The following is a 24967-nucleotide window of genomic DNA, read 5'->3' as shown; positions in this document are numbered from 1 at the left end:
ACCGAACTCGCGGTGACAGGAGTTGGCCGGCATGAGTCTCGTCGTCTATCTGGCGGCCTTCGTGTTCGCAATGACCTCCGTGCTGCTGTTCCGCCGCCCGCGCGAAGCCATGCGCAATCCGCTGACCCTCTCGACCTGCGCGGCGATCGTCCTCGGGGCGCTGGTCTTCGTGTGCGCCGCCCCGGCCACCCTGTCCACCGTCAACGAGCTCACCGGCACCCCCAACTTCGGGGCCCCGCTGACCTACGGCATGCTCTGCGCGTACAGCTGTTCGGTGCTGGTGCTGCTGATCAACTGGCGGGGCGGCTCCCGGGAGCGGGTACGGCGCAGGGTGCTGCGCACCATCGCCGCCTACGGTCTGCTGATGGCCGCCATCGTCGTCCTGTTCCTGCTCGCCGAGGCGGACACCGAGCGGCTCACCGACCTCGACACGTACTACGCCAACACGCCGTTCATGCGGGAGATGATCCTGCTCTACCTGCTCGGGCACAGTGCGGCGATGCTGGTGATGTGCGCGGTGTGCGTCAAGTGGGGGCGCGAGGTCGACGGCCCGCTGCGGACCGGGCTGCGGCTGATCCTGGTGGGGGCGCTGCTGGACGTGGTGGGCTTCCAGGCCGCCAAGTACACCGCGATCGTCGCGCGTTGGACGGGCCACGACCTCGACTTCCTGTCCACCACACTCGCCCCGCCGATGGCCTCGCTGGCCGCGCTGCTGTGTTCGGCGGGGTATCTGCTGCCGTCCGCGGTCGCGCAGTGGCGGGCGCTGGGCGACCACCGTCGGCTGGCCACGCTGTGGTCCCTGGTGAAGTCGGTGTCCTGCGCGCCCAAACCGCCGACGGGGTGGTGGCAGCTGCCCCGGGCACGGCTGCAGTGGCGTGAGGTGTCGATCCACGACGCGCTGCTCGCGCTGGCGCCGTACTTCGACGACGAGGTCCGTGAGCGGGTGCGGGACGCCGCGCTGCGTGCGGGCAGTTCCCCGCACGAGGCGCGGCTGGCCGCGGAGGCGGCCATGCTCGCCGACGCCGCACGGCGGACCGCCGCCGGTGAGGAACCGCCTCATACCCCCGGCACCTACCGGCTGCACGCCACCGAGGTCTCCGGCACCGGCGGGCTGGTGGAGCTGGCCCAGGCCCTGCACCGGCCGTCTGCCGAAGGCGCCGCGCCCGACGGCGCGGTGCCGCCCTCCCTTCCTGGATCCGTGACCGAACCCGAGGAGCCCCATGTCGCGTAGAGCTGTCGTCATCGGTGCCGGTCTGGCCGGCATGCTGGCCGCGGCCGTCCTGTCCGCCGCGGGGGCGGACGAGGTGGTCGTGCTGGACCGGGACGAGCTGCCCGACGGGCCGGAACACCGCAAGGGGCTGCCGCAGGGGCGGCACGCCCATCTGCTGATGGCGGGCGGCATGGACGCCATGGAGGAGCTGCTGCCGGGCCCCGGCCTGCGCAAGCGGCTGCTCGCCGAGGGGGCGCACGAGATATCGCTCAGCTCGGGCATGCTGGCCCTCACACCCGAGGGCTGGCTGCGGCGGTGGCGGCGCGAGGGTCCGGCCATGGTGACGTGCAGCCGGGCACTGCTGGACTGGGTGGTGCGGGAGACCGTGCGGGAACAGACACCGGTGGAGATCCGCCGGGCGGCCGTGGTGGGGCTGACGGGTTCCGCGGCGCGGGTGCGCGGGGTGCGGATCGCGGCGCCCGGCGGCGACACCGACCTCGACGCGGATCTGGTCGTGGACGCGAGCGGGCGCGGGACACGGGTGGTCAGCTGGCTGGGCGGGCTCGGGCTGACCGGTGTGCGGGAGCGGGCCGTGGACTCGGGACTGGTCAACGCCTCGCGCGTCTACCGGGTGCCGGAGGGCGCGGAACGGTTTCCGCTGACGATCGTGCAGTCCAATCCGTATGTGTCACGGCCGGCCCGGAGCGCGATGGTCATGCCGATCGAAGGGGGCCGCTGGCTGGTGAGCTGCGGTGGCACGCGCGGGGGCGAGCCGCCGGCCGATCCGGAGGGGTTCCTGCGCTACGCGCTCCAGCTGCCCGACCCGATCGTGGGGCGGCTGATCTCCGGGGCGGAGCCGCTCACCGATGTGCATCTGAGCCGGTCGACCAGCAATGTGCGGCGCTACCTGGAGAGGGCGCCGCACTGGCCGGAGGGGTTCGTGGTGCTGGGGGACGCGCTGGCCACGTTCAATCCGGCGTACGGGCACGGGATGTCGGTGGCCGCGTTCGGTGCGCGGGTGCTCAGCCGTGAGCTGGGGCGGGCCGGTGGGTTCGGCGTGCCGGGACTGGCGCGGCGGGTGGTGCGGGGCGCTGCGCGCTCGGCGGACGCGGCCTGGTCGATGGCCGTCGGCCAGGACGTGCTGTATCCCGGGGTGCGCGGTGGCCGGCCGACGGCGGCGGACCGGGTGCAGACGGCGTACACCCGCCGGATGATGAGGGCGGCCACGGGGTCGTATCCGGCTGCCTCGGCGATCTGGGACGTCACGAGCCTGCGGACGCCGCCGACGCGGATGTTCCGGCCGGGGGCGGTGCTGGCCGCTGTCGCGGGGTCTCCGCTGCCGCCGTCGACGCGGCCGCCGCTGACGGCGGGTGAGCGGGAGGTCCTGCGGGCGCTGGACCGGTCGGGGGTGTGAGGGGCGGGGGCGCGGGGGCGCAGGGGCGCGCCAGGAGGTTTCTCGCCCCCGCCACCCCTTCCCGTCCCGAACCCGGGGCTCCGCCCCGGACCCCGCTCCTCAATCGCCGGAGGGGCTGAAACTCTCCGGCGATTGAGGAGCGGGGGGCCGGGGAGGCGTCAGCCCGCGAAGGCGGGCTGGGGGACGCCCTTGCCCGCTCCCGGGACGACCAGCAGGGAACCCGCCAGGGGGTGGGGGGAGGTCAGGCCGACGCGGGCCGTGGTGATGTAGAGGTCGGTCAGGGAGGGTCCGCCGAAGGCGCAGGCCGTGACGCGGGGGACCGGCAGGCGGATTTCACGGTCCAGCTCGCCGGACGGCGTGTAGCGGCGGACCGCGCCGCCGTCCCACAGGGCCACCCAGACGCAGCCGTCGGCGTCCACGCACAGCCCGTCGGGGAAGCCCGCGCCGTCCTCGAGGGCGACGACCGAGCGGCGGTTGCTGATGCGGCCGTCCGCCTCGCCGACTTCGAAGACGTCGAGACGGCGGGTCGGTGAGTCGATGTAGTACATCAGCCGGCCGTCGGGGCTCCAGCCGATGCCGTTGCTCACCGCCACGTCGTCGAGGAGGACCTTCACCGTGCCGTCACCACTGACGCGGGACAGGGTGCCGCCGCACGGAGCCTCGTCGTAGCGCATGGTGCCCGCGAAGAGGCCCCCGTCGGGGGCGACGGCGGCGTCGTTGGCGCGGCGGCCGGGAACGGGCTCGCGGTGCAGCCAGCGGAAGGTGTCGTCGGGGTCGATCAACCCGATGCCGTCCCGCAGGTTGAGGACGAGGCCGCCGCCCGCGCGGGGCTTGACGGCGCCCACGTGCTGGTCGGTGCGGCGCACCGTGCGCCGGCCGGTGGCCGGGTCGTAGGTGTGGACGCGGGAGCCGAGGATGTCGATCCACAGCAGGCGTCCCGTGGCCGGGTCCCAGGTGGGGCCCTCACCGAGGGCCGCCTCCGCGCGGACGGCGACGTCGAAGGTGTTCGTCATGCAACGCTCCTGTGGCCCAGCCGCTCGGACAGTTCGGCGGCACCCTTGACGGCGAGCTGCTCCAGCTCGCCCAGCCGCTCGTCGCTCCAGCGGATCATCGGTACGGAGATGGACAGCGCGGCGACCACCTGTCCCGTGCGGTCGCGCACCGGCGCGGCGACGCAGGAGACGTCCGGGTTGGACTCGCGGCTCTCCGCGGCGACGCCCCGGGCGCGGATCTCCGCCAGGCTCTCGCGCAGGGCGGCCGGGTCGGTGATGCTGTTGGGGGTCATCGCCGTCAGCTCCGCGTCGTCGGGGAAGCGCGCGGTGAGCTCGTGTTCGGGAAGGGAGGCCAGCAGCATCTTGCCGACGGAGGTGCAGTGGGCGGGCAGTCTACGGCCGGCCGCCGACACCATGCGGACCGCGTGGGTGGAGTCGACCTTGGCGATGTAGATGACGTCGGTGTCCTCCAGTATCGCCACGTGCACCGTCTCGTCGCAGGTCTCGGCGACGGAGCGGGCGACCTGCTGGCCCTCGGCGGCGAGGTCGAGGTGTTCGGCGTAGCGGGCGCCGAGCTGGTACGGGCGCACGCCGAGCCGGTAGCGTCCGGGCTGGCCCGCCACCGGGACGATGTACTTCCGGGCGGCGAGCGTGGTCACCAGCTCGTGAACGGTGGTGCGCGGCAGCTGGAGTCTGCGCACGATGTCCGGGGCGGAGAGCGTCCCGTCCCCGTCGAGGAAGAGCTCGAGGATGTCGAGAGCCCGGGTCACGGCTGGTACGAGGCGTCCCACGACCGGCCCCCTCCTATGTGTCTCACGGCGCCTGCGCCTCGTTCGAGATTTCAACAGGCGATCGGCATGACGAACACAGGCTAGCCACAGCCCACCGGGGCGGGCAATGGGGGGCGTTCGTCCTGCGCGCTCGTGGAGTGGTGAAGGAGGCTCCTCTCTGCCGTACGGGGCCGGGTCAGGAGCGCGGTCCGCCGAGGGTGCCGCGCAGCCGCTGGGCCCGCAGCACCAGTTCCAGTTCGAAGCGGCGGTCCGGGTCGTCGATGGCGTCGCCCCACATTTCACGGATCTGGCGGAGGCGGTAGCGGACGGTCTGCGGGTGGACGCCGAGACGGGCCGCGACCTCGGGCGCCCCACCCCGCGTCTCCAGCCATGCCAGGAGCGTTTCGGCCAGGCGCCGGCCGTGCGCCGGACCGCAGTGCGCCAGCGGGGCCAGGCATCTCAGCGCGAGGTCCTCGATCAGTTCCTCCGGCTGGAGCAGCACCAGCGCCTCGGTGTGCTCGGTGCAGTGCAGCACCTCACCGGCGGGCAGCAGCCCGCGCTGCATCAGCCGTACGGCCGCCTCCGCCCAGCGCAGCGACTTCGCCGCGTCGGCGACCGGCACGGGCGGTCCGATCGCCCCGGACCAGCCGGTGAGCGCGCGGTGCAGCAGTTCGGGGCGGCCGGCGGCGTCCGGTTCGGGCACGACCATGCGAGGCTGCTCGTACTCCATGTCGAGCAGCACCCCCTGGCCCACGGCGGGTGCCACCGCCTCCCGCGCCGGGCGCAGCAGCACGCCCACCGCGACCTTCCCGGGCAGCGGCCAGCCGATCCGGGCGGCCCGCTCGGCGAGCGCGTCGGCCGGGTCGCCCCGGTGGTGTTCGGCGAGCAGCAGTTCCATCAGCCGGCGTTGCAGCCGCAGCCGTTCCCCGGCCTGGCGGGCGGCGGCCTCGGCGTATCCGCGCACCGACTGGTCGACCAGGCCGTCCAGGTACTCGTATCCGGCGTCGACGAGTTCGTACATGGCGGGTGGCGGGATGTCGATCCGCTGGCCGATCTCGGCGAAGTGGCGCCAGGCGAGGCGGACGCCCATGCGGTAGGTCGCCTGGAGGGCGTCCAGTGACCGGCCGTTGAGTCCCTCGCCCCGCCCGAAGTCCTGGAAGACTCCCGGCGGTACGGTGGGCCGGCCCACCGAGTAGTCGGCGTGCGCGACATGCTGGACGAAGTCCTCGATGGCGCGGCGGATGCCGACGAGTGCCAGGGGCTCACCCGAGTCGTCGAGGATGACCGGCAGATGCGGGTACTCGCGCTGGATCTCGCTCATGATGGCCTCGGCCAGCTCTGGCGCGTCGGCCATGGCGATCTCGGCGAACCGGCGTACCTGGTGGCGCGGTACGTCGTGCCAGGCGGATCGGGCCGTGAGGGTGCGGGACGCCGTCACTGGTCAACTCCCCTGACCGGCTTGCTCGTAGGTGATCAATGGGGTGTTCGGCTGGTCGGGCGTGGCTTCGAGCAGGGCCACGACACCGACCGCGGCGCCTACGGCGAGGGCGGCGGCGAGCGCGACCGTCAGGGCGGCAGCAAGCAGTCTGGACATCGCAGGGTCAGCCTCTCTGTCGGGAGGTTTTTCCCCACCCCCACTGTGACCGACCACCCCGGTGTGTCGTGCCCACAGTGTCGACATGACATTGACACTGCGTCAAGGGGCGCCTACGGTTCCCAGCTCATAGGGGGTGGGGAACTCCCGCACGCGCACCTTCCCGTACGGCGTCGGCCTGTACGCGCCGCGCCGTCCCAAGCCTCTGGAGTGCCCGGATGCGCCGTACAACTTCCCCTCTTTCCCTGATCCTGCTGGGTCTCGGCACGTTTCTGCTGGTGCTGGCGCCCCTGTTCGCCTGGTACGTGCAGCCGCGGGCCGCGGTGAACCCGGTCGACATCGACACCACCGCCGTCTACACCGGCCGGGGCAGCGTCTTCGACCTGGAGAAGGTCGAGACCGTGCCCGACCAGAAGATCACCATCACCCAGCGGGTGCGCGGCGACGTCGAGGAGAGCGAACGCACCGGCAACGCGGTGTGGGACGTGACGACCTCGGTCGACACGGACAAGTCACTGCCGGCCGCCGACCCGCACGACGCCCTGAGCTTCACCCCGCACCGCTGGGTGCTGGACCGCACCACCACCAAGCCCGTGCAGTGCTGTGAGGCGAAGCCGAAGATCAAGGGCGAGGCGTACCTGAAGTTCCCCTTCGACGTGCAGAAACGCTCCTACCAGTGGTGGGACAACACGCTCCGCGACACGGTCGTCATGCGCTACCGGGGCACGGGGAAGGTCCAGGGTTACACCGGCTACCGCTTCACCGCCTCGGTGCCGCCGACGAAGACCGGAACCCGGATGGTGCCCGGCCGCCTCGTCGACCAGCCGGACCGGCCGCAGGTGCTGGCCGAGGAGTGGTACTCCAACCACGGCGTGGAGCTGATCGTCGACCAGCGCACCGGCCGGGTCGTCTTCGCGCGGACAAGCCCCAGGCAGACGCTGCGGGCGCCGGGCGGGGACACCGACGCGGCGGTGCTGCTGGACGCCGAGAAGGGGCTCGCGTTCACGGACGAGACGCAGAAGGAGGCCGTGCGGCAGGCCGAGCGGGACAGCGGTCAGCTTCGCCTGGTGGGTGAGACCTTGCCCGTCGGGGCCGCTGTGGCGGGATTCGTCCTCACGGCGATCGGTGGCGCTTTGGTGATACGCGGGCGAAAGGTCGAGGAAGACCCGGATATGTCCGGTACTCCCCGGTCACCCCTCACCAAGTGAAGTGACTCACGAGTAAGAAAAGCCGGAAATTGTCACGCTCGTGAGTAGCCGCAGGGAACGTCTGGGCGAAAACTGTCCAATCCCCACCCAACCACAGTCCGTCCACACCCCTCACCCAGGAACCTCCTCGGGCCCCCGCAGGGGGCTCGTTCCCACCCCACCTCTTCACCTCCTCGCGTTCCCCACGCCGAGTTCCCCGAGACGAGTTGGAGCACCGATGCCCCAGCACGTGCCGTCCCAGCTGTCCACCGCGCTCCCCAGCGCGTCGCAGCTCTCTCCGGCGCTCCCCCCACATCCCCGCCGGATCGTCTTCCTCGCCCACCGCGACCTGGGCAATCCGTCGGCAGGCGGCTCCGAGCTGCTGGTCGACCGACTGGCCGACGGCCTGACCCGGATGGGTCACCAGGTCACCCTGCTGTGCGGAGGGCCCGCGGCCTTCCGTGACTACCGGGTGGTGTCGGCGGGCGGAGCGTACGGCCACTATCTGCGCGCCCGTTCCGCCTTCGCCCGTCAGGTCGGCGACTGCGACCTGCTGGTCGAGGTGTGCAACGGCATGCCCTATCTGGCACCGCTGTGGCACCACGGACCCACACTGTGCCTGGTCAACCATGTTCACACCGATCTGTGGAAGATGCGGTTCGGCGGCCCCCTGGCGCCGGCCGCACGCATCGGACGAAGACTCGAGCACTGGGCGCTCACCGGCACCCGCCGGCACGGGCTGGTCGTCGCCGTGTCGCCGTCCACGGCCCACGCGCTGCGCGACATCGGCGTTCCCCGGGAGCGGATACGCGTCGTGCACAACGGTGTGGCCGAGCCCGGACCGCTCGCCGAACGGTCGCCGGAACCGCTGTTCGTGGCGGTCGGCCGGCTCGTCGAGTACAAGCGGATCGATCTGCTGCTGCGGCTCTGGGAACGGGTGCGGCCGGTCACCGGCGGCCGGCTGGTGATCGTCGGCGACGGCCCGGAACGGCAACGGCTTGAGCGGCTCGCCGGCCCGGGAGTCCAGTTCACCGGGCATGTCTCCGAGGCGGAGAAGCACCGGCTGCTGTGCGCCGCGTGGCTGCTGCTGCATCCCTCCGCCGTGGAGGGATGGGGGCTGGTGGTCACCGAAGCGGCGGCACGCGAGACCCCGGCGGTCGCCTTCGACGTGCCGGGGCTGCGGGATTCCGTGCGGGACGGGGAGACGGGCGTGCTGGCGCACGGTGAGTCCTCGTTCGCGGCGGCCTGGATGTCGCTGACCCTTGCCGAGGACCGCCGCGAACTGATGGGCAAGGCCGCCCGGGAGCACGCGGCGGGGTATCGCTGGGAGCACACGGTGCGGCGGTTTCGGGCGGTTGCCCGTGAGGCGGTTCGGGGTTGCGCATCGTGACGCGTGAGCACCGTGACCGTACGGTTTTGGCGCGGCTGCGGGAGCGTCGCGCCCGGTCGCGCCCCACGGCCGAACCGCGGGTGGACCCGGCCCCGCGCCCCTTCGGGTCTGCTCGCCGGACCCGAGCGGTGAGGGACCCCTCGCTGCGGCGGTCGCTTGCCCTCTTCCGTGCCTTCCTGCGGGAGCAGGAGGAGCCCGACGTCTGCTACTCGCTACTCGCGCGGGACGCCGTCGATCAGGTCGAGGCGTACGGCGGCCCCGTGGCCGGGCGGATCGTCGTCGATGTCGGCGGCGGGAGCGGGCACTTCACCGAGGAGTTCCGTCGGCGAGGGGCTCAGTCCTATCTCTTCGAGCCCGATGTGCGGGAGCTGGGCGAGAAGCCTCCCGACGGGACCGTGATCGCCGACGGGTATCTGCTGCCGCTCACCGACGGAGCCGCGGACGTCACGTTCTCCTCCAACGTCCTCGAGCACGTGGCCGACCCGGGGACCTTCCTCAGCGAGCTGGCGCGGGTGACCCGGCCCGGTGGACTGATCTACGTGTCGTTCACCAACTGGCTGTCCCCCTGGGGCGGTCACGAGTGGGCGCCCTGGCACTACCTCGGCGCCGAGCGGGCCCGCGCCCGCTACCGTCGCCGTACCGGCAGGCCCGCCAAGCACACGCTCGGCGAGAACCTCTTCCCCGTGCACATCGGCACCACCCTGCGGCAGGTGCGCGCCCGCGACGACGTGCGGATCGTGTCGGCGCGCTCCCGCTACTGGCCGTTCCTCACCCGGACCGTGGTCAAGGTGCCCGGTCTGCGCGAGTTCGCCACCTGGAACCTCCTCCTCATCCTCCGGCGGTGTCCCGAATGACGACCACGCTCCAGGCTCCCCCTCCGGCAGCCGTCCCCTCGCGTGCGACCACCACGGGCCCCCCGGAGGGCCCGCGGTCACGCCGCTGGCTGCTCGGCTTCTGGGCGGTGGTGTTCGTCCTGTTCCTGGCGGTGCAGCCGGGCCGGCAGACCTTCGACACCAAGCTCGGCGTCACCGTCGACCCGGGACAGTTCCTCGCGGACCTGGGCCAGTTGTGGCACAACCGGGGCTCGTTCGGCGGCATCTCCGACCAGTACATCGGCTATGTCTGGCCGATGCTGCCGTTCTACTGGCTGGCCGACCTGGTGCAGCTGCCGGTGTGGCTGGCGGAGCGGCTGTGGATGTCACTGATCGTCTCGGTGGCGTTCTGGGGCGCACTGCGGCTGGCGGAGCGCCTGCGCGTGGGCAGCGGGGCGTCCCGGCTGCTCGCGGCGGCGGCGTACGCGCTGTGGCCGGTGTTCACGGCGGTCATCGGTTCGACGTCGGCCGCCGCGCTGCCCGGCGCGCTGCTGCCGTGGGTGCTGCTGCCGCTGACGGACGAGCGGTACACGGCCAGGGTCGCGGCGCTGCGTTCCGCGCTGCTGGTGCCGTTCATGGGCGGGGTCAACGCGGCCTCCACGCTGGCGTCCCTGCTGCCGGTCGGGCTGTACCTGCTCTCCCGCCCGCCGGGGCCGCGGCAGCGCAGGCTGATCGCCTGGTGGACGCCGGCGATGATCGTGGCGACGGCGTGGTGGTGGATACCGCTGCTGCTGCTCGGGGCCCACGGGGAGAACTTCCTTCCCTACATCGAGACGTCGCGGACGACCACCGACACCATGGCGGCGACGGAAGCGCTGCGCGGCGCCGGGAACTGGGTGGCGTATCTGCACTTCGGTGAGGCGTGGCTGCCGGCCGGCTGGGCGGTCGCCTCCTCGGTGCCGGTGATCGTCTGCTCGGCGCTCGCGGCGGGTCTCGGCCTCGCCGGCCTGGCCCGGCGGGACATGCCGGAGCGGCGCTGGCTGGTGCTGACCGTGCTGGTGGCGGCGCTGGTGCTGCTGGCCGGGTACGGGGGCGCGTTCGGTGCCCCGTTCCACTCGGTGGTGCAGGGCTGGCTGGACGGGTGGCTGGCACCGTTCCGCAACATCTACAAGTTCCAGACAGGGCTCGCGCTCGCGTTCGCCCTGGGACTGGCGCATCTCGTGGGGGTGTCCGCGGAGGCACGCGGAGCCCATCGGATGCGAGTCCGGCGGTTCGCACCGCTGGTCGCGGCGGTTCTCGTCCTGCCGGGGCTGATGTGGCCGTATCTCAACGGGTCGATCCTCGGACAGGGTTCGTTCCAGGAGATACCCACGTACTGGCAGGCGACGGCCGACTGGCTGGAGGAGAACTCTCCCGACTCGCGCGCCCTGGTCGTCCCCGCGACCGCGCACGGCATCCACACCTGGGGATCCACCATCGACCAGCCGCTGGACGTGGTCGCCGACTCCCGCTGGGCGCAGCGCGATTACGTGCCGTTCGGCACCCCCGGCAACCGGCGTGCCATGGACGCGGTGGAACAGGCGCTGCTGACCGGTGGCGAAGTGCCGGGACTCGCCGACTACCTGAGCCGGGCGGGCGTCTTCTACGTGGTCGTCCGCAATGATCTCGACCCCGACCAGATCGGCCAGGTGCCGACGGCGACGGTCAAGCGCACCCTGGAGCAGTCCGGGTACGAACGGGCCAAGGGCCTCGGACCGGTGACGACCGGCGGGGTGATCGCGCACGGCACCCCGCTCCAGGTGGAAGGCCTGTATCCGCGGCAGCGGGCGGTGGAGATCTACCGTCCGGCCGGTGCGGACGTCCCGCGTCCGGGACAGGCCCGGCTGCTGCCGGTCGCCGACACCGCCGTGGTGTCCGGCGGCCCCGAGGCGCTGCTGCCGCTGGCGGACGAACTGCGGGGCCGGCCGGCCGTGCTGACCGGCGACGAGCACCCGGGGCTCGGCACACCGCCGGTGCAGGTGATCGGCGACGGGATGCGGCGGGCGGACACCCGGTTCGGCCTGGTCAACGCCAACACGTCGTACACGTACACCCGTGACGAGCGCAACGCGCCGGACGCCGCCCAGGACGCGGGTGAGCGGCCGCGCCAGATCCTGCCGACCGAGGGCCTGGACCACCAGACGGTGGCCGAGCTGCGCGGCGCCCGCTCGGTGACGGCCTCGTCCTACGGCAACTGGCTGTTCCATCTGCCGCAGTACGACCCGGTGAACGCCTTCGACGGCAATCCGGACACCGCCTGGGCAGAGGGTTCGGACGGCTCCCCGGACGGCCAGTGGCTGCGGATCGGCTTCGACGGCACCTACGACATGCCCGACACCATCGGCCTCACCCCGCTGCCCCAGGACGGTGTGCGGGCGGCGCCGACCCGGGTGCGGGTGGAGACGGAGAACGGGTCCGAGACCTCCTTCCTGCGGGCCAACGGCACCAAGCAGCAGATCAAGGCGCCCGCCGGGTCCACCGGGTGGATGAAGCTGACGATCGTCGACTCGACCGCCGAGCGGCCCGGCCTCACCGGCGCGGGATTCTCCGAGGTCGACCTGCCCGACGTGCAGGTGACGCGGCTGCTGCGGCTGCCCGCCGACGCCGGGAAGTCCACCGCATCCGCACAGATCGTCTCCCTGCACCGTGCCGCCGACCCCACCGGGATGTCCCTCGCGGGCAGCGAGGCGGGGCTGCACCGGCGGTTCGACACGGGGACGGCGGGGACGTACGAGGTGACGGCGAGCGCGGTGGCCGTGCCCGGCGAGGCGCTGGACCGGCTGCTGTACGAGGTGGCGCCCGAGCAGCGCAACCGGATCACCGCCACCGCCGACTCCACGGCCCGCCTCGGCGCGGGGCTGTCCGCCCGCAATCTCACCGACGGGGATCTGACCACCGCGTGGATCGCGGGCGCCCGGCCGACCGTTCATCTGAGCTGGACGGGCAGGCAGCCGGTCGGTGAAGTGGTGCTGGCGCCGGCCGGCGGGCTGTCCACGCGGGCCGTCGAGGTGCACATCAGCTCCCCGGACGGCGCGGCGATCGCCGGCGTCGACGACAACGGCTGGGTCCGCTTCCCGCCGATCACCACCGACCGCCTCGACATCACGGTCACCCGGACCGCCCCGCTCACCGTGCACAACCCGGCGGTCGACGACGACATGCAACTGCCGGTGGGACTGACCGAGGCGTACGTTCCGGCCCTCGACGCGTACCGCACCCCGCAGCCACGGGAGACCAGGGAGTTCTCCCTGGAGTGCGGCAAGGGCCCGGTACTGGCGGTGGACGGCGAGCTGTACGAGACCGGCGTGCGGGGGACCGTACGCGACCTGGTGGAGCGGCGGCCGGTCGAGGTGACGCTGTGCCAGGGCGGGCGCGACGACGGTGCGCTGGAACTGTCGACGGGAACACACCAGGTGGAGGGCGGTGACGCGGGCCCGTTGGCGCTGACGGACGTGACGCTGACCCGCGGGACCGTGCCGGAGGCGTCGGCCTCGAGCCGTGAGCTGCGGATACAGGACTGGCTGGGCGACCGCCGCGAGGTGGCTGTCGGCTCGGGAGCGGCCTCGTACCTCACGATGTTCGAGAACCACAACGACGGCTGGAAGGCCACCCTGAACGGCGAGGAGCTCACCCCGCTGCGGCTGGACGGCTGGCAGCAGGGCTGGCGGATCCCGGCGGGCGAGGGCGGCACCGTGAAGCTGTCCTACGAGCCGGCGACCACGTACGACGCCGGGCTGATCGGGAGCGGGGCCGGGATCGCGGTACTGATCGGTCTGGTGCTCTGGCGCCGGAAGGCCGCGGGCCCCGACCTGCCGCGGCCGGTGCCTCCGGCGCCCGGCCCCTGGCTCGGGGCGGTGGCGCTGACGCTGGTCGGCGTGGTGATCGCGGGCTGGTGGGCACTGCTGGTGCCGGCCCTGGCGGTGCTCGCGTGGCGCCGGCACGCGCTGCTGGTGCCGATCGCGTTCGCCGGGCTCGCGGGAGCGGGCATCGCGGCGGCGCTCGGTGCGGGCGAGCCGGTGGGCGCGGGCGCGGGAGCGTTCGGCCGGGTGGCCCAGCTGCTGGCACTGACAGGCCTGTTCGCGGGCCTGGTGAGCCTCGGTGCGGAACGGGAGCGGGAGCGGGAGCCGTACGGCGGGCGTCCGGACGACGAACCGGGCACCACGGCGGTCCTGCCCCCGGTCACGGCGCCCGCCGCCGCACCGTATCCGACACCACCACCGCCGCCTTCCGCAGCCCGGGCGCGTCCGTTCGTGCCCCCGCCCCCGGCACGGGGCCGGTCGGGAGAGGACCGGCCCGTATGAGCGCACCCCTTCGCGTCCCCTTCCCCGTCGTCGACGAGGTGTCCCGGCACTGCCTGCAGGAGGAGGAACCGGAGACGGTGCACATCGAGGTGCACCTCCCCGGGGAGCTGGATCCCCCGCGTCTGCGCAAGGCGTTCACCGAGGCGCTGCGGCGGCACCCCCGGATCCTCGTCCGGGAGGCCCCGGGGCCCTGGTACCGGCGCCGCTACGAATGGGAGCTGACCGACGGACCGGACGTGGAGGTGGTGAGCTTCCCGCCGCCGGGTAAGGACGCCCTGCCGGGCGCCCGTACCCGGGCGCTCACCCAGGCGCCCCCGCTCACCGCGTCCCCGCCGGTCCGGCTGGAGGTGGTGGGCGGGGAGGGCACCGTTCTCCTCCTCACCATCAACCACACCGCCGCGGACGGTCCCGCCTGCCTCCGGGTCCTGGCCACCGCCGCCGAGCTCTACGGCGGCCGGGACAACGCCCCGGCCGCCCCGCCCGTACGTCCCCCGGAGACGCCCGAGGGCCCGCCGGACACCCCGTCCCACTGGGCCCCGCCGGCCCGGGTGGCGCCGGGCAGGCCCGAGTCGGCGCCCGGCAACGGCCTGCTCGTCACCGAGCTGGCACTGCCGCACCGGCCCAAGGGCTCCCCGTACACCGTCAACGACCAGCTCATGGTCGCCACCGCCCTGACCATCACCCACTGGAACCGGGAGCACGGCGCGGCGCGCCGCCCCCTGCGCATCACCATGCCGGTCGACGACCGCCCCCGGGACACCACGATGCCCATCGGCAACGGCACCCGGCTGGTCGAAGTACCGTTCGGCCCGGAGGAGCTGGAGCCTGACGACATGCCGGAACTGCTGCGCCGCACCGCCCGGCGCACCCGCGCACTGAAGTCGCTCTCCCGCCCCCAGCTCGGCCACGGTGCCGCCCTGCTCACCGCCCCCTGGGCCCCGGTCGCCTGCCGTGCCGCGCTCACCCGGGGCCTGCGCAGGGCGGCGGCGCCCTGGACGTCGACCACGCTGCTCAGCAACATCGGCCGTATCCCGTATCCGCTGGACTTCGGCGAAGAGGCGGGCCGGGCGCACGCCGTGTGGTTCTCGGCGCCGGCCCGGATGCCCCGCGGCCTCACCGTCACCACCGCCTCCACCGCGGGCCGGCTCCATCTGGCCCTGCGGTGGTCGCGCGCGCTGCTCGGCCACGGCGACGGCGACCGTCTGCGCGATCTCTTCGCGCACTATCTCCACACCACGGAGGAAACCCCGTGACGACCACCGCTTCCCCGCCCGGGGAGCTGCGCGACTTCTACGAGAATCCGGCCGTGCCCGTGGCCTCCGGCCCCTCCCGCAGCCGCCGCCAGGCCCGGATGCTGGCCCGCGCGCTCGGCCCTGCCTCCGCCGGGGCCGGACCGCGCACGGTCCTCGACATCGGCTGCGGCGACGGCACCGCGGCCGCCACCGCCACCCCCTATCTGCGCGGCCACCGGCTGGTCGGCGTCGACTGGTCCCAGGACGCCCTCGCCCGCGCCCGCACCCGGCTGCCGTACGCGGTGCGCGGTGAACTGAGCGGTGGAGGGCTGCCGTTCGCCTCCGGGTCGGCGGACGCGGTGCTCTTCAGCGAGGTGATCGAGCATCTCGTCGACCCGGACGCGGCGCTCGACGAGATCCGCCGGGTGCTCCGTCCGGGGGGCCATCTGATGCTGTCCACCCCGAATCTCGCCGCCTGGTACAACCGCGTGCTGCTGTTCGCCGGGGTGCAGCCGGTCTTCTCCGAGGTCAGCATGCGCGGTATCCACGGGCGGCCGGGCTCGGAGGTCGTGGGTCATCTGCGGCTGTACACGGCCCGTGCGCTGCGGGAGTTCGTCGCCGCGTCCGGCTTCACCGTCGTCCGTCTCGAAGGCGCCCCCTTCCACGGGGTACCGCGTCCGCTGCGCCCGCTGGACCGGCTGGCCTGTGCCAGGGCGCCGCTCGCGTCGATCCTGCTGCTGCACGCGCGGCGGACGTAAAGGGGGCGGGGGGACCATGTGGTGGGGAGTGACCGCGGCCCTGTTGGCGAACGTCCTGTACAGCGGCGGGTTCGTCCTGGAGAAGCGGGCGCTCGCGAGCTTGCCCGAAGTGTCGATCCGCCAACCGGTGCGACTGCTGCGGCTGGTGGTGGGCAGCCCGCTGTGGATCGGCGGCTCGCTGGCGCTCGCGGCCGGTTTCGCCGCCCAGCTCGCGGTGTACCGCACGCTGCCGATCGCCGCCGCACAGGGCATCTTCGTCTCCGGTCTGGTGCTGCTCGTGCTGCTGTCGGCCCGGCTGTTGGGCGAGGAGACCAGCGGCCGGGAACGGTACGCGCTCGGCGCCATTCTGCTCGCCCTGCTGATGGTGGTGCTGTCGCTGAAGGAGAGCGGCGCGGGCGCCGACACGGTGGGACAGGACGCGCCGTATCCACTGATCCTGCTGGTGTGTGTGCCGGCGCTGGCCACCGGGGTGTGGCTGTACAGCTCCGCGGAACGCAACGCCCGCCGCCGGCACCGGATGCCCACGACGGGTGTCGAGTACGGCGTGGCCGTCGGCCTGCTCTACGGGGTCAGTTCCCTCGCCATCAAGGGGGTGTCGAGCCACCTGACGGCCGACGGTGTCGGTGGCGCCGTCGTCGGCCTGCTGCGATCCCCCTATCCGTATCTGCTGCTGTTCACCGGTGTGTTCGGGCTGGTGATGTCACAGGCGGCGCTCCAGCGCTGCCGGGCCTCGCTGATCGTGCCGGTCTGTACGACCGTGACCTGTCTGTTCACGGCGGTGCTCGGCACGCTGTCGTTCGGTGAGCAACTGCCGGACGAGCCACTCCGGCTGGCGCTGCGCGTCATGGGAACGGTGCTCGCCGTCGCCGTACTGCTGGCCATGCCGAAGCACGACACCGCACCACAACCGCCCGTCCGGACCAGGGAGTTGACACGACCGTGAAACCCGATGACCCACTGCTGAGGATTCTGGCCTGTCCGCTCGACAAGGGGCCGCTGCATCTGCTCACGCCGGACGGCACGGGGGACGGGGCGCTGTACAACCCGCGTCTGCGGCGCCGCTATCCGATCGTCGACGGCATTCCGCAGCTGCTGCCGTCGTCCGGGGAGCAGGTGTCGGAGGAGGAACACGAGGAGATGCTGACGCGGGTGGAGGGGGACCGGCCCGGGAGCGGCTCCGGGAACGGCTCCGGGATTGGTTCCGGCGGCGGCTCCGGGACTCCGGGGACGACACCGTGACGAGGGCACGCCGCACGCTCGCGGCCCGGGTGGCGGCCTTCCTCCCCACGCGTCTGGTGGCCGCGACGGCCAGAGCGGTCTACCCCCGCTACGAGCCCGAACTGGCCCGCCTCGACGACCTGTGCCCGCCGGACTGCGACACGGCGGTGGACGTCGGCGGCTGGTACGGTCCCTGGACGCACAGGCTGGCGGAGCGCGCCCGACGGGTGGTGACCCTGGAACCGGTCCCCCACCTGGCCCGACTGCTCACGGCGACCGCCCCGCCGAACGTCCGGGTGATCCGCGCCGCGGCCTCGGACCAGCCCGGCACGGCCCACCTGTGGCTGCCCCCGGGCGACAGCGGCGACCGGGGCGTGTCCTCGCTGATCCGCCGGGACATCCACGGCCAGGCCCTCGACGTCACCTGCGTCACCCTGGACGAACTCGGCCTGCACAACGTCGGTTTCATCAAGATCGACGTGGACGGCAACGAGTCGGCGGTGCTCCGCGGAGCCGCCGGAATCCTGTCCCGCGACCGACCGGCCCTGTTCGTGGAGCTGGAGTCCCGTATCCAGCCGATCGAGCCGGTGGTGACGTATCTGTCCACGCTGGGCTACGACGGCTGGGTGCTGCCCGACCGCGCCTGGATCCCGCTCTCCCGCTTCCCGCTGGAGTCCCACCAGGCGCGCAACGCCTATGTCGTCACCCACGGCCTGCTGCGCCGGGTCCTTCCCCACGACGCGCTCCGGGGCCCGCGGTACATCAACTCCGTACTGTTCCTCCCGGACGGCCACCGCCCCGGAGCGCCCCCGGTCGGCGACGATGGTTCCCATGCCCCCCGGACGACGCGGTAGCCCCTTCACCCCGATCGACTTCCAGCTCGTGCTGCTACGCCGCATGGCCGATCACCATCCCGGCCCGGTGGAGGACGCCCGGCGCGAACTGGGCGCCTCCCTCGCGGACATGCGCGAGGCCAACAGGCGCTGGCAGGCGATGCTCCGCTCGCCGCGCCCCCGCCCGGCCCTGTCGCGGTACCGGGCCGTGCTCGGCGAGCCGGAGTCGAGGACCCCGCGCAGGATCGGCGACCTGGACTGCGAGGCATGGCAGTGGCCGCTCCCGCTCTGGCCGGACCTGCGCTTCGAGGTGCTGACCCCGGCGGCCGGCGGTGCGGTGTGGAACGAGTGGCTGGTCCGCGCGCCGGGCGCCCAGGCGCCCGTCCTGCGCACGGTCGAGGACCTCACGCCCTGGTCCTGCACGGTCGACGAGGCGGCCCGCGCCTTCGCCCCCGCCCGCCCCTTGGAGGGCACGGCCCCCACCCGATGGGGGCTGGCCTTCACCGCTCCGGACGCGAGCGGCGTACGGCGGGAGGTGGTCGCCGAGTTCACGTGGGGGCTGCTGCAGCGGACGGCCGTCAGCGGGCCGCGGCCTTGAGGATCTCCTCCACGACACGCGGCACCGACTCCGGGTGCAGCCACAGGAACAGGTTCGGTTCCACGAGCTCCAGCTCCATCACCCGGGGCCGGCCGTCCTCTCCGTCCACGAGGTCGACGCGCGCGTACAGCAGCTCGGGCCTGCCCGGCACGGAGGCCAGCGCCTTTTCGGCGAGGGCGGCCTCTTCGGGAGTGGGGGCCCAGGCGGTCAGCCCGGGGTGGGCGACCTTGCGCTGGTCGTAGGGCGTACCGGGGGTGAGGACGGGCCCCTTGCGGCTCACGTGCAGCAGGTTCCCCCCGAAGAACTGCAGCGCCCGCTCCCCCGCGGTGTCGATGCCGCGCACATAGGGCTGCACCATCGCGGTGAATCCCTCGGCGTGCATCCGCCGCAGATGCCGTACGGCCGTGTCGTGCTCCTCGGGCGTGTAGCGGGCGGCGAACCGGGCGCCGGCGCCGGAGGTGGGCTTGACGACGTACTCGTGGTCGACGGGGAGGTCGAGCGGGTCACCCGCCGAGAGGTACCGGGTGTCCACCACCGGCACCCCGGCGGCGGCGAGATCCCCGAGGTACCGCTTGTCGGTGTTCCACCGCACCACGTCCGCCGGATTGGCCAGCCGGGTGAGCGTGCCGCACCGTTCGGCCCACGCGGTGAACTCCGCCGCCCGCCAGCTGTAGTCCCAGGTGGAGCGGATCACGGCGAGGTCGAAGCCCGCCCAGTCCACCTCGGCGTCGTCCCACACCTCGGCGGACGCCTCGGCCCCGGCCTCCTCCAGCGCCCGGACCAGCGCCGGAAGATCCCGGTCCTCGGCGGTGTCGGGGCCGGGTGCGCAGGTCACGAGCGCGATACGGGGCACGGCGACTCACTCCTCATGCGAACAGCTGATCGACGAGCAGGCTAACAGTTCCGTTTCTGAGTGTTCTGTGTGAGTTTCCGTCCGTCCCGGCCGGGCGGACTGCCGTGACCTGCGGATTTCCGGTGGGCCCGGCCTGTGGTTCCCATCGGGCGTTCACCATCGTCCAGACCGGTCCAGACGCCCCGGCCACGGTGGGGTGGTGCACGGCACCACGACGGCGCGCACCCCGCTCGCACACACGCACCCATCGGCTCTGGAGTCACTGTGATCGAAGTCCGCGGACTCACCAAGCGCTACGGCGAGGTCCTGGCCGTCGACGACCTGACGTTCGCCGTCCGCCCGGGGGAGGTGACCGGGTTCCTCGGCCCCAACGGTGCCGGGAAGTCGACCACGCTCCGGATGATCCTGGGCCTGGACGCCGCCACGTCCGGGACCGCCACCGTCGGCGGGCGCCCCTACACCGCCCAGGCTGCGCCGCTCAGGGCGGTCGGCGCGCTGCTGGACGCCGGCGCGGTGCTGCCGAGCCGCACGGCGCGGCACCATCTGCTGGCCCTCGCGGCCGGCAACGGCATCCCGCGCCGCCGGGTGGCCGAGGTGCTGGCGGAGGTGGGTCTGGAGGGAGTCGCCCACCGCAGGGCCGGGACCTACTCGCTCGGCATGCGGCAGCGGCTCGGCATCGCGGGGGCGTTGCTGGGCGATCCCCCGGTGCTGATCTTCGACGAGCCGCTCAACGGTCTCGACCCGGAGGGGATCGTCTGGATCCGCGGGTTCATGCGGCGGATGGCGGCAGAGGGGCGCGCGGTGCTGATGTCCAGTCACCTGATGAGCGAGATGGAGCTCACCGCCGACCACCTGATCGTGATCGGCCGCGGCCGGCTGATCGCGGACACCGCCGTGACGTCGTTCATCGACGCGTACTCCGGCCGGGAGGTCCTGGTGCGCAGCCCCCAGGCGGCCTCGCTGCTGCGGATGCTGTCCGCGGCGGTCGAGGTGCGCGAGGACGGCGTGGACGGGCTGGTGGTGACCGGGCTGGAGGCGGCCGAGATCGGCGCGCTGGCCGCGGTGGGCGGGGTGGAGCTGCACGAGCTGACACCGCGGCAGGCGTCCCTGGAGCAGGCCTTCATGGACCTGACCCGCGATGCCGTCGAGTACCACACGGAGAACGCGCAGGCAGAGGCGAAGGAGACGGTTCGATGAGCGCGAGCACCGTGGGCGTACGGGCGGAGGCGGCGGGCCGGGCGACGTTCGCCCACTGTCTGCACGCCGAGTGGATCAAGATCCGTACGATGCGGTCGACCCTCCACATCGTCCTGGGCACCCTGGTCTTCTGCGTCGGCCTGGCCGCGCTGAACGGCACGTCCGCCGGCGGCGGGTACGCCGGCCTGAGCGCGGCCGACCGCGCCTCCTTCGACCCGCTGGCGACCAGTCTGCGCGGCTATCTGCTGGCCCAGATCGCTCTCGGTCTGCTGGGCGGTCTGGTGATCACCTCCGAGTACGGCGCCCGGACGATCGTCGGCACGCTGACCGCCGTACCGAAGCGGACACGGGTGCTGGCGGCCAAGGCCATGACGCTGATCGCGGTCGCTCTGCCGGTGGGGCTGCTGGTCTCCCTCGGCGGGTTCCTGGTCGGGCAGGCGGCACTGGAGGGGGCCGGTGCCCCGCACGTCGCCCTGTCCGATCCGGAGTCGCTGCGCGCCATCTGGGGCGGGGCGCTGTATCTGACGCTGGCCGCGCTGTTCGGGCTGGCGATCGGGACGGTGATCCGCAGTACGACGGCGACGGTGACGACCCTGTTCGGGGTGCTGCTGATCGTGCAGGCGTTCGCTCCGGCGCTGCCCGGGGCGTTCGGTGACTGGATGACGACGTACTGGCCGCCCATCGCCGGGGGGCAGATCATCACCGGCTACCGTGATCCGCAGCTGCTGGCCCCCTGGCCCGGGCTCACCGTCATGGCGGGCTGTGTGGCGGCTCTGCTCGCCGTCGCGTTCGTCGTCTTCCGCAAGCGGGACGCGTAGGGCCGCAGACTGGAAGCCGGCGATCAGGTGGGGAGTGGACGGATGACGGCGTCCGAACGGCTGCTGGTGGTGGAGGACGAGCCGACCCTGCGCGAACTGCTGTCCGCGAGCCTGCGGCTGGCCGGCTTCGACGTGGTCCCGGTGGAGACCGGCGCGGAGGCGCTGGCCGCGGTGCGGGAGCGGCGCCCCGACCTGATCGTGCTGGATGTGATGCTGCCCGACTTCGACGGCTTCGAGGTGGTCCGGCGGCTGCGCGAGGAGCACTCCTCCACGCTGTCGGGGCATCCGCCGGTGCTGTTCCTCACCGCCCGGGACGCGCCCGAGGACCGGATCGGCGGGCTGAGGGCGGGCGGTGACGACTATCTGACGAAACCGTTCAACCTCGAGGAGCTGGTGCTGCGCATCCGGGCCATCGTGCGCCGTACGAGCGGCCGTCCGGTGGACGGGCGGCTGGTCGTCGGCACGCTGGAGCTCGACCCCGACAGCCACCAGGTGACCCGGGACGGGCATCCCGTGCAGCTCTCGCCGACCGAGTTCAGCCTGTTGCGGGTGCTGATGGAGAACGCCGGACAGGTGCTGTCGAAGGCCCAGCTGCTCGAGCTGGTCTGGCACTACGACTTCGGCGGCGACGACAGCATCGTGGCCTCCTACATCAGCTATCTGCGCCGCAAGGTGGACCAGGACGACCCGAAACTCATTCACACCGTGCGCGGCACCGGGTACGTGCTGCGCAGGCCCCGGCAGTGAGGGGGCACCCCGCGGGCCGGCTGAGCGGCCGCCGCGTCCCGCTGCACGGCCGCATCTCGCTGCGCGGCCGCATCTCGCTGCGCGGCCGACTGCTGGCGATCTCGCTGGTGCTGCTCGTGGTGGCCCTGCTCGGCGGCAGCTCGCTCGTGGTCACCCTGCTGCAACGGGACCTGGTCGGGCAGTTGGACGACCGGCTGCGTACCGCCGCCACGGTCACCTCGCGCTTCACCGATCTGGCCGATGTGGCGGGTGACCGGACGCCGCAGGTGCGGCAGAGCGTGGAGCGGCAGCTGACCGGGGATGTCCATGTCGTCTACCTGGACCCGGCCGGCCGGGCGCTGCGCGTGGTCCGGCCTGCCGTGGGAAGCGCCCCGGTCCTGCCCGGCCTGGACGCGGCGGCGGTTGCCGGACGCGAGGGACGGGCCTTCGAGGCTCCGGCACGGGACGGCGGCACGGCCTGGCGGGCGATCGCCCTGCCGCTCGACGGCCCGGACGGGCCGGCGGCCGACGGGGGGAGCGTCGTGGTCGCCGGCTCGCTCACCCAGGTCGACGCGACGATCCGGCAGCTCGGCACCCGGGTGCTGGTGATCGACTCTCTCGTGCTGGTGCTGCTCGGCTCGGCAGGATGGTTCGCGGTGGGGGTCGGACTGCGTCCGCTGCGGCGCATCGAGACGACCGCGGCGGCCATCGCGGACGGCGACCTGTCCAGCCGCGTGCCCGGACTGGCCGACTCCCGTACCGAACTCGGCCGGCTGGCCGGGGTACTCAACGGCATGCTGGACCGGATCGAGGAGAGTGACGCCGCCCGGGCGGCCTCCGCGGAGCGGATGCGCCGCTTCCTCGCGGACGCCAGTCATGAGCTGCGCACCCCGCTGTTCGGCATCAAGGGGTTCACCGAGCTGTACCGGATGGGCGGCATGCCCGAACGCGCCGACGTCGACGCCGCGATGGGCCGGGTCGAGCGGGAGGCGGGACGGCTGATCCGGCTGGTCGAGGACCTGCTGCTGCTCGCCCGGCTCGACGAGCCCGCGTCCGCCGCGGACCTTCCCCTCCGCCCCACCCCCATGGACCTGCGCACCCTGGCCGCCGACGCCCTGCACGACCTGCGCGCCCTCGACCCCGGACGGCCCGTCGCCCTCACCGGGCCCGGCGGCGGCCCGCCGGGAGGCGCGCCGGTGCTCGGCGACGAGGCGAAGCTGCGGCAGGTGATGTCCAACCTCGTCGGCAACGCGGTCGCCCACACTCCGGCCGGCACGCCGGTCCGCATCGGGGTCGGCACGCGCGACGGGCTGGCCGTCCTGGAACTCCACGACGAGGGCCCGGGCATGTCCGCCGACCAGGCCGCCCGTGCGTTCGACCGGTTCTACCGCGCCGACGCCGCCCGTGGTCGCACCCGCGACGGGGGCGCGGGCCTCGGCCTCGCGATCGTCAGATCCCTGGTGACGGCCCACCACGGCCGGGTGGAACTCCGCACGGCCCCGGGCGAGGGCGCCACGTTCCGTATCCTCCTCCCGCCGCACGACCCGACGGACGACCACCACGCTTGACCTTCCCCTTCGGGGAAGCCCCAGCATCGGTGGCGGAACGCGGAAACGCGGAAGCGCGGAAGCGCGGTGCGAAAAGAGGGGAAGGGCGATGGACATGCTGACGATCGGCGCCTTCGCGAAGGCGTGCCGGCTGTCCCCGAAGGCGCTGCGCCTGTACGACGAGCTGGATTTGCTGCGCCCCGCCCGGGTGGACCCGGACACGGGCTACCGCTACTACGCGGCGGACCAGCTCGAGCAGGCCCGTCTGGTGGCGTGGCTGCGCCGCCTGGGCATGCCGCTGGCCGAGATCCGTCGCGTCCGCTCGCTGGACGACGGTGCCGCCGCCGTGGAGATCCGGGCGTACTGGGCCCGGGTGGAGGCGGAGACGGCGCTGCGGCGGGACCTCGCCGCGTTCCTGGTCGATCACCTCACGGAAGAGTCGAGAAGGGACACCACCATGAGCACACTGGAGCTGCGCTACAGCGCCCACTCCGACCGGGGCCGGGTCCGCCCCGCCAACCAGGACACGGCGTATGCGGGCGCCCGGTTGCTGGCCGTGGCCGACGGCTTCGGTCCGGCGGGGGCGCCGGCGAGCAACGCGGCGGTGGAGGCGCTGCGGTTCCTGGACACGCGGGAGGTACCGGCGGGCGGGGTGCTGAACCTCCTGGAGGACGCGGTGCAGGGCGCGGCGCAGGCGGTGCGTGACGCGGCCGACGGCGCGGAGGAAGCGGGCACCACGCTGACGGCCCTCCTCTGGACGGGCTCCCGCCTGGCCCTGGTCCACATCGGCGACTCCCGCGCGTACCTGCTGCGCGACGGCGAGCTGTTCCGCGTCACCCACGACCACACGGTGGTCCAGTCGATGCTCGACGAGGGCCGGCTGTCCCCGGAGGAAGCGGTCTCCCACCCCCAGCGCACCCTTCTCCTGAAGGCCCTCACGGGCACGGAGGCAACCACCTCCTCCCCCGACCTCCGCCTCCACGACGCCCACCCGGGCGACCGCTACCTCCTTTGCTCCGACGGCCTCTCGACGGTCGTCCCCGACGACACGATCAGGAACGTCCTGACCACCGCCCCGACTCCGGACCAGGCGGTCCAGACCCTGATCACCGGTGCCAACGACTCCGGCGGCCCGGACAACATCAGCTGCGTGGTGGCGGACGTGGTGGAGACAGCGGCCTGACCCACGGGCCGGTCGGCTGCCCGCGGGGGCCGTCGGCATGGTGGCGGCGCCGGCGGTGTCGGCGACGGTCGTGGACGTGAGCCCGTTCTCCACGAACGGCGCTCTGGTCCTGGCCGCCGCCCCGGACGTCGACCGCGACCGCTTCTTCCGGCAGTTGATGACGTACGGCGGGATCGTGGTCGCGGTGGTCCCGGCGGTGGTGTGGCGGGTGATGGTCGTGCCCGGGTGGGGGTAGGCCCCGGGCACGAGCACCTGGCAACCTACGAACGACAGCTGGTTCCACAGAAGGAGTACG

22 protein-coding genes and 1 pseudogene are annotated in these 24967 nt (G+C 73.0%); 18 read left to right on the top strand and 5 right to left on the bottom strand.

What is annotated here, in order from left to right; translation table 11 throughout:
- Positions 1 to 31: 31 nt before the first annotated feature.
- Positions 32 to 1231 carry an MAB_1171c family putative transporter gene (locus ACZ5C2_RS03555; RefSeq protein ID WP_468786096.1) on the top strand — a complete coding sequence of 400 codons (1200 nt, stop codon included), beginning with the start codon at positions 32 to 34 and terminating at the stop codon, positions 1229 to 1231.
- Positions 1221 to 2624: an FAD-dependent monooxygenase gene (locus ACZ5C2_RS03550; protein ID WP_468786094.1), complete on the top strand. Its 1404-nt coding sequence runs from the start codon at positions 1221 to 1223 to the stop codon at positions 2622 to 2624. Before ACZ5C2_RS03555 ends, ACZ5C2_RS03550 begins: the two co-directional genes overlap by 11 nt.
- Positions 2625 to 2782: 158 nt before the next feature.
- Here ACZ5C2_RS03550 and ACZ5C2_RS03545 read toward each other — a convergent pair whose 3' ends face one another.
- The 4 genes from ACZ5C2_RS03545 to ACZ5C2_RS03530 all read right to left on the bottom strand — a co-directional run bounded on the left by ACZ5C2_RS03545 (position 2783) and on the right by ACZ5C2_RS03530 (position 5980).
- Positions 2783 to 3637, bottom strand: coding sequence for an SMP-30/gluconolactonase/LRE family protein (locus ACZ5C2_RS03545; RefSeq protein ID WP_468786092.1), 855 nt, complete (start codon positions 3635 to 3637; stop codon positions 2783 to 2785).
- Positions 3634 to 4407 (bottom strand): IclR family transcriptional regulator, encoded by a 774-nt coding sequence (locus ACZ5C2_RS03540; RefSeq protein ID WP_468786090.1) that lies wholly within the window; start codon positions 4405 to 4407, stop codon positions 3634 to 3636. The genes ACZ5C2_RS03545 and ACZ5C2_RS03540 overlap by 4 nt, the downstream gene beginning before the upstream one ends.
- Positions 4408 to 4582: 175 nt before the next feature.
- Complete coding sequence (locus ACZ5C2_RS03535; protein ID WP_468786088.1) at positions 4583 to 5824, bottom strand: PucR-like N-terminal domain-containing protein; 1242 nt, start codon at positions 5822 to 5824, stop codon at positions 4583 to 4585.
- Positions 5825 to 5827: 3 nt separating this feature from the next.
- On the bottom strand, positions 5828 to 5980 hold the full coding sequence (locus tag ACZ5C2_RS03530; RefSeq protein ID WP_468451085.1) for a hypothetical protein: 153 nt from the start codon (positions 5978 to 5980) through the stop codon (positions 5828 to 5830).
- A 218-nt stretch (positions 5981 to 6198) separates the two neighbouring features.
- On the opposite strand from ACZ5C2_RS03530, the gene pgfA reads away from it, so the two are divergent.
- The 10 genes from pgfA (at position 6199) to ACZ5C2_RS03480 (ending at position 18348) form a co-directional block, all read left to right on the top strand.
- Positions 6199 to 7188 carry a cell envelope lipid trafficking protein PgfA gene (gene pgfA / locus ACZ5C2_RS03525; RefSeq protein ID WP_468786086.1) on the top strand — a complete coding sequence of 330 codons (990 nt, stop codon included), beginning with the start codon at positions 6199 to 6201 and terminating at the stop codon, positions 7186 to 7188.
- Positions 7189 to 7405: 217 nt separating this feature from the next.
- Positions 7406 to 8557 carry a glycosyltransferase family 4 protein gene (locus ACZ5C2_RS03520; RefSeq protein ID WP_468786084.1) on the top strand — a complete coding sequence of 384 codons (1152 nt, stop codon included), beginning with the start codon at positions 7406 to 7408 and terminating at the stop codon, positions 8555 to 8557.
- 128 nt (positions 8558 to 8685) lie between these two features.
- Positions 8686 to 9411: a class I SAM-dependent methyltransferase gene (locus ACZ5C2_RS03515; protein WP_468786082.1), complete on the top strand. Its 726-nt coding sequence runs from the start codon at positions 8686 to 8688 to the stop codon at positions 9409 to 9411.
- On the top strand, positions 9408 to 13709 hold the full coding sequence (locus tag ACZ5C2_RS03510; RefSeq protein ID WP_468786686.1) for an alpha-(1->3)-arabinofuranosyltransferase domain-containing protein: 4302 nt from the start codon (positions 9408 to 9410) through the stop codon (positions 13707 to 13709). Before ACZ5C2_RS03515 ends, ACZ5C2_RS03510 begins: the two co-directional genes overlap by 4 nt.
- Positions 13706 to 14962: a condensation protein gene (locus tag ACZ5C2_RS03505; RefSeq protein WP_468786080.1), complete on the top strand. Its 1257-nt coding sequence runs from the start codon at positions 13706 to 13708 to the stop codon at positions 14960 to 14962. Before ACZ5C2_RS03510 ends, ACZ5C2_RS03505 begins: the two co-directional genes overlap by 4 nt.
- Complete coding sequence (locus tag ACZ5C2_RS03500; protein WP_468786078.1) at positions 14959 to 15699, top strand: class I SAM-dependent methyltransferase; 741 nt, start codon at positions 14959 to 14961, stop codon at positions 15697 to 15699. The genes ACZ5C2_RS03505 and ACZ5C2_RS03500 overlap by 4 nt, the downstream gene beginning before the upstream one ends.
- A gap of 16 nt (positions 15700 to 15715) precedes the next feature.
- Positions 15716 to 16642: a hypothetical protein gene (locus tag ACZ5C2_RS03495; RefSeq protein WP_468786076.1), complete on the top strand. Its 927-nt coding sequence runs from the start codon at positions 15716 to 15718 to the stop codon at positions 16640 to 16642.
- Positions 16639 to 16938, top strand: a complete 300-nt coding sequence (locus ACZ5C2_RS03490) for a Trm112 family protein (RefSeq protein WP_468786074.1) — start codon at positions 16639 to 16641, stop codon at positions 16936 to 16938. Before ACZ5C2_RS03495 ends, ACZ5C2_RS03490 begins: the two co-directional genes overlap by 4 nt.
- Positions 16935 to 17771, top strand: a complete 837-nt coding sequence (locus tag ACZ5C2_RS03485) for an FkbM family methyltransferase (protein ID WP_468786072.1) — start codon at positions 16935 to 16937, stop codon at positions 17769 to 17771. Before ACZ5C2_RS03490 ends, ACZ5C2_RS03485 begins: the two co-directional genes overlap by 4 nt.
- Entirely contained in the window at positions 17740 to 18348 is a 609-nt protein-coding gene (locus ACZ5C2_RS03480; protein ID WP_468786070.1) for a hypothetical protein, read from the top strand. The genes ACZ5C2_RS03485 and ACZ5C2_RS03480 overlap by 32 nt, the downstream gene beginning before the upstream one ends.
- Here the strand turns inward: ACZ5C2_RS03480 and ACZ5C2_RS03475 are convergent.
- Positions 18329 to 19201, bottom strand: coding sequence for an ATP-grasp domain-containing protein (locus tag ACZ5C2_RS03475; RefSeq protein ID WP_468786068.1), 873 nt, complete (start codon positions 19199 to 19201; stop codon positions 18329 to 18331). The genes ACZ5C2_RS03480 and ACZ5C2_RS03475 overlap by 20 nt on opposite strands.
- A 264-nt stretch (positions 19202 to 19465) precedes the next feature.
- Between ACZ5C2_RS03475 and ACZ5C2_RS03470 the strand changes: the two genes are divergently transcribed.
- The 6 genes and pseudogenes from ACZ5C2_RS03470 to ACZ5C2_RS03445 all read left to right on the top strand — a co-directional run.
- Positions 19466 to 20398, top strand: coding sequence for an ABC transporter ATP-binding protein (locus ACZ5C2_RS03470; RefSeq protein WP_468786066.1), 933 nt, complete (start codon positions 19466 to 19468; stop codon positions 20396 to 20398).
- Positions 20395 to 21216, top strand: coding sequence for an ABC transporter permease (locus ACZ5C2_RS03465; protein WP_468786064.1), 822 nt, complete (start codon positions 20395 to 20397; stop codon positions 21214 to 21216). The genes ACZ5C2_RS03470 and ACZ5C2_RS03465 overlap by 4 nt, the downstream gene beginning before the upstream one ends.
- 42 nt (positions 21217 to 21258) lie before the next feature.
- On the top strand, positions 21259 to 21963 hold the full coding sequence (locus ACZ5C2_RS03460; protein WP_468786062.1) for a response regulator transcription factor: 705 nt from the start codon (positions 21259 to 21261) through the stop codon (positions 21961 to 21963).
- A gap of 41 nt (positions 21964 to 22004) precedes the next feature.
- Positions 22005 to 23510, top strand: a complete 1506-nt coding sequence (locus tag ACZ5C2_RS03455; RefSeq protein ID WP_468786684.1) for a sensor histidine kinase — start codon at positions 22005 to 22007, stop codon at positions 23508 to 23510.
- 88 nt (positions 23511 to 23598) lie between these two features.
- A complete protein-coding gene (locus tag ACZ5C2_RS03450) occupies positions 23599 to 24672 on the top strand; it encodes a MerR family transcriptional regulator (protein WP_468786060.1) in 1074 nt (357 codons plus the stop codon).
- A gap of 25 nt (positions 24673 to 24697) precedes the next feature.
- Positions 24698 to 24907: pseudogene (locus ACZ5C2_RS03445) on the top strand (SLC13 family permease); the annotation flags it as partial.
- Positions 24908 to 24967: the final 60 nt, after the last annotated feature.

This window comes from Streptomyces sp. NPDC031365 (assembly GCF_055569765.1).
Note: the sequence above shows the minus strand (reverse complement) of the source record. Positions and strands in the feature narration are given on the sequence as shown.

Bases quoted from the DNA above. Each gene is read 5' to 3' on its own strand.
- ACZ5C2_RS03555 (WP_468786096.1), top strand. From the start codon at position 32: ATGAGTCTCGTCGTCTATCTGGCGGCCTTCGTGTTCGCAATGACCTCC.
- ACZ5C2_RS03550 (WP_468786094.1), top strand. From the start codon at position 1,221: ATGTCGCGTAGAGCTGTCGTCATCGGTGCCGGTCTGGCCGGCATGCTG.
- ACZ5C2_RS03545 (WP_468786092.1), bottom strand. From the start codon at position 3,637: ATGACGAACACCTTCGACGTCGCCGTCCGCGCGGAGGCGGCCCTCGGT.
- ACZ5C2_RS03530 (WP_468451085.1), bottom strand. From the start codon at position 5,980: ATGTCCAGACTGCTTGCTGCCGCCCTGACGGTCGCGCTCGCCGCCGCC.
- pgfA (WP_468786086.1), top strand. From the start codon at position 6,199: ATGCGCCGTACAACTTCCCCTCTTTCCCTGATCCTGCTGGGTCTCGGC.
- ACZ5C2_RS03520 (WP_468786084.1), top strand. From the start codon at position 7,406: ATGCCCCAGCACGTGCCGTCCCAGCTGTCCACCGCGCTCCCCAGCGCG.
- ACZ5C2_RS03510 (WP_468786686.1), top strand. From the start codon at position 9,408: ATGACGACCACGCTCCAGGCTCCCCCTCCGGCAGCCGTCCCCTCGCGT.
- ACZ5C2_RS03505 (WP_468786080.1), top strand. From the start codon at position 13,706: ATGAGCGCACCCCTTCGCGTCCCCTTCCCCGTCGTCGACGAGGTGTCC.
- ACZ5C2_RS03495 (WP_468786076.1), top strand. From the start codon at position 15,716: ATGTGGTGGGGAGTGACCGCGGCCCTGTTGGCGAACGTCCTGTACAGC.
- ACZ5C2_RS03480 (WP_468786070.1), top strand. From the start codon at position 17,740: ATGGTTCCCATGCCCCCCGGACGACGCGGTAGCCCCTTCACCCCGATC.
- ACZ5C2_RS03465 (WP_468786064.1), top strand. From the start codon at position 20,395: ATGAGCGCGAGCACCGTGGGCGTACGGGCGGAGGCGGCGGGCCGGGCG.
- ACZ5C2_RS03460 (WP_468786062.1), top strand. From the start codon at position 21,259: ATGACGGCGTCCGAACGGCTGCTGGTGGTGGAGGACGAGCCGACCCTG.
- ACZ5C2_RS03450 (WP_468786060.1), top strand. From the start codon at position 23,599: ATGGACATGCTGACGATCGGCGCCTTCGCGAAGGCGTGCCGGCTGTCC.